Source organism: Enterobacter sp. 237C8 (assembly GCF_034106865.1).
Lineage (GTDB): Bacteria > Pseudomonadota > Gammaproteobacteria > Enterobacterales > Enterobacteriaceae > Enterobacter > Enterobacter asburiae_B.
The window spans coordinates 195,786-210,998 of the sequence record NZ_JAWNDF010000003.1 but is presented as its reverse complement, the minus strand read 5'-3'; the positions used below and the strand labels follow the sequence as shown (position 1 = coordinate 210,998).

Genomic DNA, 15,213 nt, shown 5'->3' with positions numbered 1-15,213 from the left:
AGCCGGAAGGCGCGACGTAGCGCCTGCCAGCAGAAAGGTCATCTATTTTGCGGCACTGGAAGCCGTATCGAGATGAACAACCGGATTATCGGCAAAAAGATAGCGGTCAGCGTTAAATTCAAAGTCATCGCTGGTTTCGTTGAACAGCATCTGCTTGGTGTTTTCCAGGTGCTGCCACATCGCCAGCTTGGCGGCATGCGGATCTTTACGAATCAGCGCCTTAAGGATTTGGTCGTGATCGTCGCACCAGTTGTCGACGGTACGGGAATCGATATGGTCGTGCAGTTTTTTCCAGTACGGGTTGTGAACGCGCTGAGTCCACATTTTTTCAACGATTGCCGCCAGGGCCGTATTTTGGGTTGCCAGGGCGACCTGAACGTGGAACTGCAGATCCCACTCTGAATCGCGGAAACATTTTTCCTTACGGGCATTCTCCTGGATCTCCATCAGCTTCATGATGTCCTGCTTGGTCACCTGCGTCGCCGCAAACTCAGCAATATTGCTTTCGATCAGCTGGCGAGCCTGGAGCAGCTCAAACGGGCCATAGCTGGCGAATTCCAGACTTTCGTCCGCGACGGGAGAGTGTTTCGGCAGATTAGAAATCACGTGAATGCCGGAGCCTTTGCGTACCTCAACGTAGCCTTCCACTTCCAGCATGATAATCGCTTCACGCACCACCGTGCGGCTGACGCTTTTTTCATCCGCGATAAAGCGCTCGGCGGGAAGTTTATCACCGACAAGATAGACCCCTTGCTCGATGCGATCTTTCAGCTCCGCAGCAAGTTGTTGATACAAACGACGTGGTTCGGTGATTTCCATATGCGCTCCAGGCAGGGTACGGCAGATGATTTGTTATACCACTTTTGCGTGCCACTCTCCAGATTTTGCCATTAAAAAAGCCGCCCGGAGGCGGCTTCGGCGAAACGTATTTTCGCTAACTCTGCGTCGCCGGTTTCCCGAGAGACTCTTTCGCCAGCTCTTCTGCGGATTTGCTTTTCAGCACCGTCCAGATAACCACCGCACCCATCAGGTCGAAGATCGCCAGCACCGCGAACAGCGGGCTGAAGCCGATGGTATCCGCCAGCGCGCCGACCACCAGTGCAAACATGGTGCTCGCGGTCCAGGCGGCCATGCCGGTCAGGCCGTTGGCGGTTGCCACTTCGTTACGACCAAAGACGTCAGACGAGAGCGTAATCAGCGCGCCGGACAGGGACTGGTGCGCAAAGCCACCGATGCACAGCAGGGCAATGGCAACGTACGGGCTGGTGAACAGGCCGATCATGCCTGGGCCGATCATCAGCAGCGCGCCCATGGTCACCACCATCTTACGGGAAACGATCAGGTTCACGCCAAACCAGCGCTGGAACAGCGGTGGCAGGTAGCCGCCCACGATACAGCCCAGGTCAGCGAACAGCATGGGCATCCAGGCGAACATCGCGATTTCTTTCAGGTTAAAGCCGTAGACTTTAAACATGAACAGGGGGATCCACGCGTTAAAGGTACCCCAGGCTGGTTCAGCCAGGAAACGCGGCAGGGCGATACCCCAGAACTGACGGGTGCCCAGGATCTGCCAGACGGTCATTTTTTTGCCGTTGTTGGTCTGATGCTGCGCTTCCTGACCGCCAATGATGTATTCACGTTCTTCTTCGGAGAGTTTTTTCTGATCGCGCGGGTGTTTGTAGAAAATCAGCCACGCCATCGCCCAGGCGAAGCTCAGCACGCCTGAGATGATGAACGCCATCTGCCAGCTGTGCATCACGATGGCCCACACCACCAGCGGCGGCGCTATCATCGCCCCAATGGACGAGCCCACGTTGAAGTAGCCGACCGCAATGGAACGCTCTTTCGCCGGGAACCACTCGGAGCTGGCCTTCAGGCCCGCCGGGATCATCGCGGCTTCAGCCGCACCGACCGCACCGCGCGCCAGCGCCAGTCCACCCCAGCTGCCTGCCAGCGCGGTTGCACCGCAGAACACCGCCCAGGCGATGGCGAAGAAGGCATAACCGATTTTGGTACCGAGAATATCCAGCACGTAGCCCGCAACAGGCTGCATGATGGTATACGCCGCGGAATAGGCGGCAATGATGTAGGAGTATTGCTGCGTGGAGATATGCAGCTCTTCCATCAACGTTGGCGCTGCTGCTGCCACGGTGTTACGCGTCAGGTAGCCCAGCACGGTGCCTAACGTCACCAGTGCGATCATATACCAACGTAACCCTTTAATTTTACGCATCTAAAACCTCATCGTTATGTTATTTCCGCGCCAGAGCACGGCAACCTCTCAACCGTTTCCGGGAGCAGTTGTGTAACGGGAGGGGCGTAACCAGGAGCATGTCCCGGAACGGCCCGAACCTTGCCATAAGTAAGCGTGCATAAGTCGGTATCCGTACCGTTAAACCCGATGTCTCTCACACCGGTAATGCATTCCGTCGGCTGAGTGTTTGCGACGGCGAAAAGATAACTTGTCATACAACTTTAAAAGGTGAGTGACATCACAAATGTATGATTCTTTGTGGGGACATTAATCGTCGCGCGCAAAGCCAGTATTGGCGCGGTCTGCAGAAGGGTTTACTTCATTGAGGGTAATTTATTTGTTGGCGTTTATTGATCTCACTCACGAAAAAAGCTTCGGTTGGTGGAAATTGGTGTGATAACTTTGCAGCATATGAACATACGCTTTCTGCGCTCCCGTAATGAGGAAGACGATAATGACGCCGTTTATGACCGAAGATTTTCTGTTAGATACCGAATTTGCTCGCCGCCTGTACCACGACTACGCAAAAGACCAGCCGATTTTCGACTACCACTGCCATTTACCGCCGCAGCAGGTTGCCGAAAATTATCGCTTCAAAAACCTGTATGACATCTGGCTGAAGGGTGACCACTATAAATGGCGTGCCATGCGCACCAACGGCGTGGCGGAGCGCCTGTGTACCGGCGATGCGACCGACCGCGAGAAGTTTGACGCCTGGGCGGCAACCGTTCCGCACACCATCGGCAACCCGCTCTACCACTGGACCCATCTTGAACTCCGCCGTCCGTTTGGCATCACCGGCAAGTTGCTTTCCCCAACGACCGCGGATGAAATCTGGGATCGCTGCAACGCGCTGCTGGCGCAGGATAACTTCACCGCGCGCGGCATCATGAAGCAGATGAACGTGAAGATGGTGGGCACCACCGACGATCCGATCGACTCCCTGGAGCATCATGCCGTTGTCGCGAAAGATACCTCTTTTGATATCAAAGTGCTGCCAAGCTGGCGCCCGGACAAAGCCTTCAACATTGAGCAGGCCACCTTCACCGACTACATGGCGAAGCTGGCGGAAGTGTCGGATACCGACATCCGTCGTTTCGCTGACCTGCAAACCGCGCTGACCAAACGTCTGGATCACTTCGCGGCGCACGGCTGTAAAGTGTCTGACCACGCGCTGGACGTAGTGCTGTTTGCGGAATCAAACGAAGCCGAGCTGGACAGCATTCTGGCGCGTCGTCTCTCTGGCGAAGGCTTAAGCGAGCACGAAGTGGCGCAGTTCAAAACGGCGGTGCTGGTATTCCTCGGTGCGGAATACGCGCGTCGCGGCTGGGTACAGCAGTACCATATCGGCGCGCTGCGCAATAATAACCAGCGCCAGTTCAAACTGCTCGGTGCTGACGTGGGCTTCGACTCCATCAACGATCGTCCGCTGGCGGAAGAGCTGTCAAAACTGCTGAGCAAACAGAACGAACATAACCTGCTGCCTAAAACCATCCTGTACTGCCTGAACCCGCGCGATAACGAAGTGCTGGGTACCATGGTCGGCAACTTCCAGGGCGAAGGGATGCCGGGCAAGATGCAGTTCGGTTCCGGCTGGTGGTTTAACGATCAGAAAGATGGCATGGAGCGTCAGATGACGCAGCTCGCGCAGCTGGGTCTGCTGAGCCGCTTTGTCGGCATGCTGACCGACAGCCGCAGCTTCCTGTCCTATACCCGTCATGAATATTTCCGACGCATTCTGTGCCAGATGATTGGTCGCTGGGTACACGCGGGCGAAGCGCCAGCGGATATCCAGCTGCTGGGCGAAATGGTGAGAAACATCTGCTTTAACAATGCGCGTGACTACTTCGCCATTGAACTGAACTAAGGCCGTTTGAGGTTGATATGCAATACATCAAAATCCATTCGCTGGATAACGTGGCCGTCGCGCTGACGGATCTCGCTGAAGGCGACGTGGTGACCGTTGATAACCAGAGCGTCACCCTGCGTCAGGCGATCGTCCGTGGACACAAGTTTGCCCTGATCCCCATTGCGAAAGGGGAGAACGTGGTGAAGTACGGTTTGCCCATCGGCCATGCGCTGGCGGATATTGCGCCGGGTGAATACATTCACTCACACAATACCCGCACCAATCTGAGCGATCTGGACGAGTACAGCTATCAACCTGATTTACCGACGGAAGAGCGTCAGGCGGCCGATCGTGAGGTGCAGATCTACCGTCGCGCCAACGGCGACGTGGGGATCCGCAACGAGCTGTGGATCCTCCCGACCGTCGGCTGCGTCAACGGAATTGCGCGCCAGATCCAGACGCGCTTCCTGAAAGAGACCAACAACGCCGAAGGGACTGACGGCGTGCATCTGTTCAGCCACACCTACGGCTGTTCCCAGCTCGGTGACGACCACATTAACACCCGCACCATGCTGCAAAACATGGTGCGTCATCCGAATGCGGGCGCGGTGCTGGTGATTGGCCTGGGCTGCGAGAACAATCAGGTGGACGCCTTCCGCGACACGCTGGGCGAGTTCGATCCTGAGCGCGTGCATTTTATGGTGTGCCAGCATCAGGACGATGAAGTGGAAGCGGGCGTTGAGCAGCTTCACCAGCTTTATGAGGTGATGCGCCATGACAGGCGCGAGCCGGGCAAGCTGAGCGAGCTCAAGTTTGGGCTGGAGTGCGGCGGGTCAGATGGCCTTTCCGGCATTACCGCTAACCCGATGCTGGGCCGCTTCTCGGATTACGTGATTGCCAACGGCGGCACGACGGTGTTGACCGAAGTGCCGGAAATGTTCGGCGCGGAGCGTATTCTGATGAGCCACTGCCGCGACGAAGAGACCTTTGAGAAGACCGTCACGATGGTGAACGACTTCAAACAGTACTTCATCGCCCACAATCAGCCGATTTACGAGAACCCGTCGCCGGGCAACAAAGCGGGCGGGATCACCACGCTGGAAGAGAAATCCCTCGGCTGCACCCAGAAAGCGGGCGCGAGCCAGGTGGTTGACGTGCTGCGCTACGGCGAGCGCCTGAAAACCCACGGTCTGAACCTGCTGAGCGCACCGGGCAACGATGCGGTCGCCACCAGCGCGCTGGCAGGTGCCGGCTGTCATATGGTGCTGTTCAGTACCGGTCGCGGCACGCCGTACGGTGGTTTTGTGCCGACGGTGAAAATCGCTACCAACAGCGAGCTGGCGGCAAAGAAAAAGCACTGGATCGACTTTGATGCGGGCCAGCTGATTCACGGCAAAGCGATGCTGCAGCTGCTGACGGAGTTCGTGGATACTATCGTGGAATTTGCTAACGGCAGGCAGACCTGCAACGAGAAGAACGACTTCCGCGAGCTGGCGATCTTTAAGAGTGGTGTGACGCTTTAATCGGTGCGGCCTGATGCCCTCACCCTGACCTTCTCCCACGGGGAGAGGGTACAAACACTAAAAACGGCAACCGTTGGTTGCCGTTTTGCATTTACCCTGTAGGCCCGGTAAGGCGTAGCCGCCACCGGGCTTTTGTTGTTAACTGCGCAGGGCGTTCTTCGCTAAACGCGCGTCTTCCGCCTGACAGGCCGCTGCGGTAAACAGCACGTCGGTAGAGGAGTTCAGCGCTGTTTCGCAGGAGTCCTGCAGCACGCCGATGATAAAGCCGACGGCCACAACCTGCATCGCAATCTCGTTCGGGATGCCGAACATATTACACGCCAGCGGGATCAGCAGCAGCGAACCGCCCGCTACGCCGGATGCGCCACAGGCGCACAGTGACGCCACCACGCTCAGCAGCAATGCGGTTGGCAGATCCACCGGAATGCCCAGCGTATGCACCGCCGCCAGGGTCAGCACGGTGATGGTGATTGCCGCGCCCGCCATGTTCACGGTTGCGCCCAACGGGATCGACACGGAATAGGTATCGCGGTCCAGGTTCAGCTTCTCCGCCAGCGCCATGTTAACCGGAATGTTCGCCGCAGAGCTGCGGGTGAAGAAGGCATACACTCCGCTCTCGCGCAGGCAGGTCAGCACCAGCGGATACGGGTTGCGGCGGATCTGCCAGAACACCAGCAGCGGGTTGATCACCAGCGCCACCAGCAGCATACAGCCGACCAGCACAACCAGCAGCTGCGCGTAGCCCCACAGCGCGTCGAAGCCGGTGGTTGCAAGCGTAGAGGAGACCAGCCCGAAAATGCCAATTGGCGCAAAGCGAATCACCAGCTTCACCATAAAGGTCACGGCGTTTGACAGATCGTTGACCAGATTTTTCGTGGTGTCGTTACCGTGACGCAGCGCGAAGCCCAGACCAATCGCCCAGACCAGGATGCCAATGTAGTTTCCGCTCATCAGCGCGGTGATGGGGTTAGAAACCATGCTCATCAGCAGTCCGCGAAGCACTTCGACAATGCCGGATGGCGGCGTGATGTCACCGGCCGCGCTGGTCAGGTGCAGCGTGGAGGGGAACAGGAAGCTAAACACCACGGCCGTTAAGGCAGCCGAGAAGGTTCCCAGCAGATACAGGAACAGAATGGGGCGAATGTTGGTTTTTTGTCCGTGCTGGTGGTTGGCAATTGACGCCATGACCAGCATCAGAACCAGTACCGGTGCCACGGCCTTCAGTGCGCCAACGAAAAGGGTCCCGAGCAGCCCCGTAGCCTCCGCAGCAGGTTTTGACACCATCGCCAGCAGAATACCCAGCACCAGCCCGACCAGAATTTGTTTAACGAGGCTGCCCTGCGCCAGGCGCGCGAACAGTCCGCTTGATTGTGTGCTCATACGTATTTCCTGAGTGAAATTGCGTTCCATCCCGGATGTGCTCTTAGTCACATTTATGTCCGGATGTAAGTAAATGTTTGCCTGGTCGAGTATAGGGAATGCGCGAAAGGAAGAAAGCGTAAAATGCTGGATTTTACGTGTTGCATCATATTTTTTAACTACTGCGTTACAAAAGTGTGTTCACCCTCTCCCTGTGGGAGAGGGCCGGGGTGAGGGGGATTACTCCACCTGCTGCTTCTTATCGTGCTGGCGGTTAACCCAGGTATTGATAATCAGCGTCACGATCAGAATGCCAAACACCACGCCGAGCGAAATGGCGATCGGGATATGGTAGAAATCGACGATCAGCATCTTGATGCCGATAAACACCAGTATCACCGACAGACCGTACTTCAGCATCGAGAAGCGCTCCGCCGCGCCTGCCAGCAGGAAGTACATCGCACGCAGGCCGAGAATGGCGAACAGGTTAGACGTCAGGACGATGAACGGGTCGGTGGTCACCGCGAAGATCGCCGGAATGCTGTCCACCGCGAAAATCACGTCGCTTAGCTCAACCAGAATCAGTACCAGCAGCAGCGGAGTGGCAAACAGAAGGCCGTTCTTGCGCACGAAGAAGTGCTCGCTCTCGATCTTGTCGGTCATGCGCAGATGCCCACGGATCCACTTCACCAGCGGGCGATCGCCAATCGCGGAGCCGTCTTCTTTCGCCAGCGCCATTTTGACCCCGGTGAACAGCAGGAACGCGCCGAAGACGTACAGCAGCCATTCGAACTGGGTAATCAGCCAGCTGCCGGCGAAGATCATGATGGTACGCAGGATAATCGCGCCCAGCACGCCGTACACCAGCACGCGTCGCTGCAGGGCAGCAGGTACGGCAAAGTAGCTGAACAGCATCAGCCAGACGAAGACGTTATCAACCGCCAGGGCTTTTTCAATCAGATAACCGGTGAGGAAGGCGAGCGCCTGAGGGTCGGCCACCGCGCGGCCTTCGGTCGACGCCAGGTACCACCAGAAGGCGGCACAGAACAGCAGGGAGAGGGTGACCCACACCAGAGACCAGGCCGCAGCCTGTTTGATGCTCATGCCGTGTGCGCCGCGACGCCCCTGCAAAAAGAGGTCGATCGCCAGCATGATGAGCACGACAACCGTGAATCCGCCCCACAACATTGGAGTGCCGACAGAATGCATACTATTTTCCTTACACATAAAAAACAAAAACGGCCATGGTCAGAAGACGATAGCCGTTAGCTTTTTATGCATAGACCTCGCCTTCCGGCAAGGTCTCACTTACAACCACGAAGGTTGCCCGGCGACCGGATGCGTGTTTAACGCATCGTAATGACGATCCACCGGCGAAGAAGTTACTCCCCTTTGCAGGTAACAAAATATGTCAGACCATTGGTTTCGTCAATGGTCTGCGCCGTTTCATTACACAGCTTTACGCGATCGCTTCCGCGCTCACGCCGTCTGCCGGGAATACCACGCCGGTCTGGCGACGGATCTCCGTTTGCAGCTTCGCCGTGGTGCGGCTCACCGCGAGGCCGGGGTGATTCACTTCGTTGTCTTCCACCAGACGGGCGAAGACCTCTGCCTCATAGAGCATAGTGTTAATATGCTGAGGCTGCGTCAGCTCCTGCGCTTTGCCGCCGCGCGGCACAAAGCTCACTTTCTGGCACTCGGAGATCTTCTCAATAACCAGCGAGCCCGCTTCGCCCTGAATTTCGCTCGGCAGCACGGAGTCGCTCACCTTGGAGTGCTGCAGCGTGACGCTGAAATCACCGTAATCCAGCACCGCTACACCGTGCGCATCCACGCCGCTCTCCAGCAGGCTGGCTTGCGCACTGACGCCGTGCGGTTCGCCCCACAGGGCCACGGCAGAGGCCAGGCAATAGAAACCGATATCCATAATCGAGCCGTTCGAGAACGCCGGGTTAAAGGTGTTGGGGTTCTCGCCGTCCAGATAGCGCTGATAGCGCGACGAGTACTGGCAGTAGTTGATAAAGGCTTTACGCACTTTGCCAATTTTCGGCAGTGACTGCTGCAGCAGCAGGAAATTCGGCAGGCTGGCGGTTTTGAACGCTTCGAACAGCACCACCTGGTTTTCGCGGGCAAGCGCAATGGCCGCTTCCACTTCCTCAATATTTGACGCCAGCGGCTTCTCGCAAATCACATGCTTTTTATGGCTGAGGAACAGCTTCGTTTGCGGGAAGTGCAGGGAGTTCGGGCTGGCGATATACACCGCGTCAATAGCGTCGCTTTGCGCCATGTCATCAAGCGAAGTGAAGAGATGCTCAACGAGGTAATCGTTGGCAAAACTCTGCGCCTGCTCAAGGCTGCGGGAATAGACTGCGGTAAGCTTAAGTTTGCCGGTTTCGTGGGCGGCGTCGACGAACTGGCGCGTGATCCAGTTCGTACCAATGACTGCGAAACGTATCATAAACGTTTACGTACTCCGTAGCGGGGAACCTTCAGCCACTGTAGCACGTCATCATGACAATTCGCGTGCGCTATTCCGCATTACCATTTAACGATAAATGCGTAAGCCACAAGCGGGTATCAAACTCCAGCTGGTGGTACTGCGGCTCCATGTGGCAGCACAGGGAGTAGAACGCTTTGTCGTGCTCTTTCTCCTTCAGGTGCGCCAGCTCGTGGACGACGATCATCAGCAGAAACGCCTCCGGCGCGTGACGGAAAACCGTCGCGACGCGGATTTCGGCCTTCGCTTTCAGCTTGCCGCCCTGTACGCGGGAAATGGCGGTGTGCAGGCCAAGCGCGTTTTTCAGCACGTGGATCTTGTTGTCGTACATCACCTTGTTGATCGGCGGCGCGCTCTTCAGATACCGGCTTTTCAGATCCTGCGTATACTGCCAGAGGGCCTTATCGGTCGCGAAATCGTGCGTGCCGGGATAGCGTTTTTCCAGCACCGCGCCGAGCTTCTGCTCGGCAATCAGGCTGCGAACCTGAGTCAGTAAATGCTCCGGATAGCCCTGGAGATAAGTAAGTTGGTTCATCAAAAGCCCAAATTAATGCGAAAACGGGTATACTCACGCACCCTTTTCAGGGATACGCCAAATTTTACCATTCAGGAGGGCCGATGAGCCACTTAGACAACGGTTTCCGTTCACTCAACCTTAAACGTTTCCCGGAAACGGACGACGTTAACCCGCTCATGGCGTGGGAAGCGGCAGATGAATATCTGCTGCAGCAGTTGGATGAGACTGAAATCCGCGGCCCGGTTTTGATCCTGAATGACGCCTTTGGCGCGCTGGGCTGCGCCCTGGCGGAGCACACGCCATACAGCATCGGCGATTCCTACCTGAGCGAGCTGGCGACGCGTGAAAACCTGCGCCATAACGACATCGAAGAGTCCAGCGTGAAGTTCCTTGACAGCACCGCGGACTACCCGCAGGCGCCGGGCGTGGTGCTGATCAAAGTGCCAAAAACCATGGCGCTGCTGGAGCAACAGCTGCGCGCGCTGCGTAAGGTCGTGACGCCGGAAACGCGCATTATCGCGGGCGCTAAAGCGCGCGATATTCACACCTCGACGCTCGAGCTGTTCGAGAAAGTCCTCGGCCCGACCACCACGACGCTGGCCTGGAAAAAAGCGCGCCTGATCAACTGCACCTTCAGCGCGCCGGAGCTGGCCGACGCGCCGGAGACCCTGAGCTGGAAGCTGGAAGGCACCGACTGGACCATCCACAACCATGCGAACGTCTTCTCCCGCACCGGGCTGGATATCGGGGCGCGTTTCTTTATGGAACATCTGCCGGAAAATCTGGAAGGGGAAATCGTCGATCTGGGCTGCGGTAACGGCGTGATTGGCCTGACGCTGCTGGCGAAGAACCCGGACGCCAGCGTGGTGTTCAGCGACGAGTCGCCAATGGCGGTGGCCTCCAGCCGTCTGAACGTGGAAACCAACATGCCTGAAGCGCTGGACCGCTGCGAGTTTATGATCAACAACGCGCTGTCCGGCGTAGAGCCGTTCCGCTTCAACGCCGTGTTCTGCAACCCGCCGTTCCACCAGAAGCACGCCCTGACGGATAACGTCGCGTGGGAGATGTTCCACCACGCGCGCCGCTGCCTGAAAATCAACGGCGAGCTGTACATCGTGGCGAACCGCCACCTGGACTACTTCCACAAGCTGAAGAAGATTTTCGGCAACTGCGTCACCGTTGCGACGAACAATAAATTCGTGGTGCTGAAGGCGGTGAAGCTGGGACGTCGTCGTTAAGATTGGGGATGTGCGGCCTGATGCCCTCACCCCGGCCCTCTCCCACAGGGAGAGGGAGCAAACGCTAAAAACGGCAACTGGGTTGCCGTTTTGCTTTTACCCTGGCCGCCCGGCAATACCCTAGATCGCCAGAGCCAACTTCGTCCCCTGCGCAATTGCCCGCCGCGCATCCAGCTCCATCGCCACGTCGCACCCGCCGATCAAATGCACCGTTTTACCGGCTTCGCGCAGCGGATCCGCCAGATCGCGCTTCGGCTCCTGCCCGGCGCATAAAATCACATGATCCACACGTAACAACTGCGGCTCGCCGCCGATCGTGACGTGCAGACCCTCGTCGTCGATCTTCTGGTAGCTCACCGCCGGGATCATCTTCACCCCGCGCGAGAGCAGGGTGGCGCGGTGGATCCAGCCCGTGGTTTTGCCCAGCCCTTCGCCCGGCTTGCTGGCCTTGCGCTGCAGCATCACGATCTGGCGCGGGCTTTTCGGCAGCTGCGGCCCTTCCGGGCGTAGCCCGCCGGACTGGTTCAGGCTGGTGTCGATACCCCATTCCACGCAAAACTCGGCAATGTTCTGGCTGGTGGCCTCGCCCGGCTGGCTTAAGTACATGGCGGTATCAAAGCCGATCCCGCCGCAGCCGATAATCGCCACCTTCTCGCCGACCGGCATTTTGTAACGCAATACATCCAGATAGCTCAACACTTTAGGATGATCGATGCCCTCGATCGCAGGCGTGCGCGGTACGATCCCGCTCGCCAGGATCACCTCGTCGAAACCGATCAGATCCGCCGCGCTGACAAACTGATTAAGCCGCAGCTCGACGCCCGTCAGGTCGATCATCCGGCGATAGTAGCGCAGGGTTTCATAGAACTCCTCTTTGCCGGGGATCTGTTTGGCGATATTAAACTGCCCGCCAATCTCCGCTAGCGCATCAAACAGCGTCACGCTGTGCCCGCGCGAGGCGGCATTCACCGCAAACGCCAGGCCCGCGGGGCCAGCGCCCACCACGGCCAGACGCTTTTTACTGACCGCCGGAACGATCGGCATTTTGGTTTCATGGCAGGCGCGAGGGTTAACCAGGCAAGAGGTGACCTTGCCGACGAAGATCTGATCCAGACAGGCCTGGTTACAGCCGATGCAGGTGTTGATCTCGTCCGCACGGCCGCTTTGCGCTTTGGAGAGCAGTTCGGCATCGGCCAGGAACGGGCGCGCCATCGACACCATGTCGGCGTCGCCGCGTGAAATCACATCGTCCGCTACCTGCGGATCGTTAATGCGGTTGGTGGTGACCAGTGGAACAGAGACTTTGCCTTTCAGCTTCCGTGTTACCCAGCTGAACGCCGCGCGCGGCACCGGCGTGGCGATGGTCGGGATGCGCGCCTCGTGCCAGCCAATCCCGGTGTTGATAATCGTGGCACCGGCGGCTTCAATCGCCTGCGCCAGCTGCACGGTTTCGTCGAACGTGCCGCCGCCTTCCACCAGGTCGAGCATCGACAGGCGGAAGACGATAATAAAGTCTGCGCCCGCACGTTCGCGCACCGCGCGCACCACCTCCACGGCAAAGCGCATCCGGCGGGCATAGTCGCCGCCCCATTCGTCGTCGCGCTGGTTGGTGCGGGCGGCGAGGAACTCGTTAATCAGATAGCCTTCCGAGCCCATCACCTCCACGCCGTCGTAGCCCGCCTCGCGCGCCAGCGCCGCACAGCGGGCAAAGTCGTCGATCAGCGCCAGGATCTCATCGTGGCTGAGGGCATGAGGTTTAAAGCGGTTGATTGGCGCCTGAATGGCCGACGGCGCGACCAGGTTCGGCTGATAGCTGTAGCGTCCGGTGTGCAGGATTTGCAGGGCGATTTTACCGCCCTCGCGGTGTACCGCGTCGGTCACAATGCGGTGGTGCGGCAGCTGTGACGCATCGTTCAGGACCGCGCCGCCCTCCATGCCCACGCCGGAAGGCGCCGGGGCCACGCCGCCGGTGACAATCAGCGCCACCCCGTGGCGGGCGCGCTCGGCATAGAAGGCTGCCAGACGCTCGGCCCCGTCGGGATGCTCCTCCAGCCCGGTGTGCATCGAGCCCATCAACACGCGGTTTTTGAGTGTGGTGAACCCCAGATCGAGGGGGGCGAATAACGACGGGTAGCGGCTCATAGTCTCTTCCAGTGTAAAATTATTGTTATGTGGTCGGATGAGTTACTAATTTAGCCAGCGGGAGCGGAAAGGTAAAAGCGGGATCGAATGATTGTGATAGATCTCAAAGAACTTCGCCCCTCACCCTAACCCTCTCCCCAAAGGGGAGAGGGGACTGGCTGGTGCGGTCTCAAAGAATTGGCTCGATCTGATTTTTTCCCTCTCCCCTCAGGGGAGAGGGGCAGGGTGAGGGGTGTGGGTTTTTACTAACCCCGGTGCCTGCCACATCGATGTCGTCAGCCCGCTGTCCACCAGCCCAAGCTGGTCGGCGTACACCGCCTGCCATTTCTGCATCATGCCGTCGTACAGCTCGCGGTGCTGCGGGTTCGGCGTGAACTCGCGGCTCCACTTCACCAGCCGCTCGCCCGTCGAGGCCATATCCGCAAACAGCCCCGCGCCCGCACCTGCGGCAATCGCGCAGCCGAGCGCCGTCGCCTCTTTCACTTCCGGCACGCGCACCGGCAGCCCGGTGACGTCGCTTAAAATTTGGCTCCACAGGGCGCCTTTGGCCCCGCCGCCCGCAAACACCAGGCTTTCAAACGTCACGCCGGAGAAGCGCGAGATCTGCGCCAGGTTGCAGGCCGAGACAATCGCCGCGTTCTCCTCAAGGGCGCGGAACAGCGTCGCTTTATTGCATTTTTCCGGATCGATGGAGAGGTTAATAAACGACGGCGCGGCGTGGTACCACTGCTTGAAATGCATCGCATCGGAAAATATCGGCATCACCCCGTGGGAGCCTGCCGGTACGCGGCTCGCCATCTCTTCCAGCAGGGAATAGGTGTCCATCCCCATCCGCTCGGCAATCAGCTTTTCCTCGGCGCAGAAGGCGTCGCGGAACCAGCGCATGGTCAGCCCGGTAAAGAAGCTGATCGACTCCGCCTGCGCCATGCCGGGGATAACGTGCGGGTTCACGCGGATGTTCATCTCGGGGTCGGTGCGCACCTGCGGCAGGTTGACCACCTGCTGCCAGAAGGTACCGCCCAGCACCGCCGTCTGTCCGGCGCGGACCACGCCCAGCCCCAGGCAGCCCAGCTGCACGTCGCCGCCGCCCATCACCACCGGGGTGCCTTCGCGCAGGCCGCACTGCTGGGCGGCCTCTTTGGTAATCGTGCCCAGCACGGTGCCGGTCTCTTTCACCGGGGAGAGAATATCGGCGCGCAGCCCGGCCATGTCGAGCAGCGCCGGACGCCAGTCGCGGGAAAACAGATCCAGCATGCCGGTGGTGCCCGCGTTAGACGGGTCGACCGCCAGCTCGCCGGAGAGCTTCGCCGCCAGCCAGTCGCTGATCATGGTGATGGTGGCGGCTTTACGGTAGATGTCAGGACGATGGTGCGCCAGCCACAGCAGGCGCGGCATGGCGCTCAGCGCCAGCGTCTGGCCGGAAACCTCATACACCTCGGATTCAAAACGGTCGTCGTGGATCTCTTTGAGTTCGGCCACCTCGCGGCTGGCGCGGGCGTCGACGTTGGCGCAGGCCCAGATGGCCTCGCCGTTGCGGTCGTACAGCACGATCCCTTCGCGCATGGAGCAGCAGGCGACGGACTGAATATCCGCCGCGCTCAGGCGCGCACGCTCCAGCGCCTGATGAATGCACCGGCAGGCCAGCTGCCAGTTGGTCTCCAGATCGAACTCCATCGATCCCGGCACGTTCTCCACGCTCAGGTGCTTCCACTCGGCCTGGCCGACGGCAATCTGGTTGCCCTGTAAATCGAAAATCACGGCGCGAACGCTGCCTGTCCCTGCATCTAACGCTAAAAGGTAACTCATGAGCTTGCCTCGTTGTTAGCGCAGGGCG

The 15,213-nt window shown here is 58.7% G+C and carries 11 protein-coding genes; 3 read left to right on the top strand and 8 right to left on the bottom strand.

Annotated elements, in window-relative coordinates; genetic code table 11:
- Window positions 1-42: 42 nt before the first annotated feature.
- Complete coding sequence (gene exuR, locus USF70_RS12765; RefSeq protein ID WP_023309288.1) at window positions 43-819, bottom strand: transcriptional regulator ExuR; 777 nt, start codon at window positions 817-819, stop codon at window positions 43-45.
- Between the two features lie 115 nt (window positions 820-934).
- Window positions 935-2,233 (bottom strand): MFS transporter, encoded by a 1,299-nt coding sequence (locus USF70_RS12760; RefSeq protein ID WP_023333537.1) that lies wholly within the window; start codon window positions 2,231-2,233, stop codon window positions 935-937.
- 475 nt (window positions 2,234-2,708) lie between these two features.
- Between USF70_RS12760 and uxaC the strand changes: the two genes are divergently transcribed.
- Window positions 2,709-4,121, top strand: coding sequence for a glucuronate isomerase (uxaC, locus tag USF70_RS12755; protein WP_320735680.1), 1,413 nt, complete (start codon window positions 2,709-2,711; stop codon window positions 4,119-4,121).
- 17 nt (window positions 4,122-4,138) lie between these two features.
- Window positions 4,139-5,626 carry a UxaA family hydrolase gene (locus tag USF70_RS12750; protein ID WP_232938746.1) on the top strand — a complete coding sequence of 496 codons (1,488 nt, stop codon included), beginning with the start codon at window positions 4,139-4,141 and terminating at the stop codon, window positions 5,624-5,626.
- Window positions 5,627-5,764: 138 nt separating this feature from the next.
- On the opposite strand, the gene sstT is transcribed toward USF70_RS12750, so the two are convergent.
- The 4 genes from sstT to USF70_RS12730 form a co-directional block, all read right to left on the bottom strand.
- Window positions 5,765-7,006: a serine/threonine transporter SstT gene (sstT, locus tag USF70_RS12745; protein ID WP_029739668.1), complete on the bottom strand. Its 1,242-nt coding sequence runs from the start codon at window positions 7,004-7,006 to the stop codon at window positions 5,765-5,767.
- A gap of 219 nt (window positions 7,007-7,225) precedes the next feature.
- Complete coding sequence (locus USF70_RS12740) at window positions 7,226-8,194, bottom strand: TerC family protein (RefSeq protein WP_232938745.1); 969 nt, start codon at window positions 8,192-8,194, stop codon at window positions 7,226-7,228.
- Window positions 8,195-8,444: 250 nt separating this feature from the next.
- Window positions 8,445-9,443 carry a Gfo/Idh/MocA family protein gene (locus USF70_RS12735; protein WP_048974668.1) on the bottom strand — a complete coding sequence of 333 codons (999 nt, stop codon included), beginning with the start codon at window positions 9,441-9,443 and terminating at the stop codon, window positions 8,445-8,447.
- A 70-nt stretch (window positions 9,444-9,513) separates the two neighbouring features.
- Window positions 9,514-10,017, bottom strand: coding sequence for a M48 family metallopeptidase (locus USF70_RS12730; RefSeq protein ID WP_320735679.1), 504 nt, complete (start codon window positions 10,015-10,017; stop codon window positions 9,514-9,516).
- Between the two features lie 83 nt (window positions 10,018-10,100).
- Here USF70_RS12730 and rlmG point away from each other — a divergent pair, with 83 nt between their 5' ends.
- Entirely contained in the window at window positions 10,101-11,237 is a 1,137-nt protein-coding gene (gene rlmG / locus USF70_RS12725) for a 23S rRNA (guanine(1835)-N(2))-methyltransferase RlmG (protein ID WP_010435862.1), read from the top strand.
- A 120-nt stretch (window positions 11,238-11,357) separates the two neighbouring features.
- On the opposite strand, the gene USF70_RS12720 is transcribed toward rlmG, so the two are convergent.
- Entirely contained in the window at window positions 11,358-13,379 is a 2,022-nt protein-coding gene (locus USF70_RS12720) for an NADPH-dependent 2,4-dienoyl-CoA reductase (protein ID WP_232938743.1), read from the bottom strand.
- Between the two features lie 207 nt (window positions 13,380-13,586).
- Window positions 13,587-15,185, bottom strand: a complete 1,599-nt coding sequence (gene lsrK / locus USF70_RS12715) for an autoinducer-2 kinase (RefSeq protein WP_182382741.1) — start codon at window positions 15,183-15,185, stop codon at window positions 13,587-13,589.
- Window positions 15,186-15,213 lie beyond the last annotated feature (28 nt).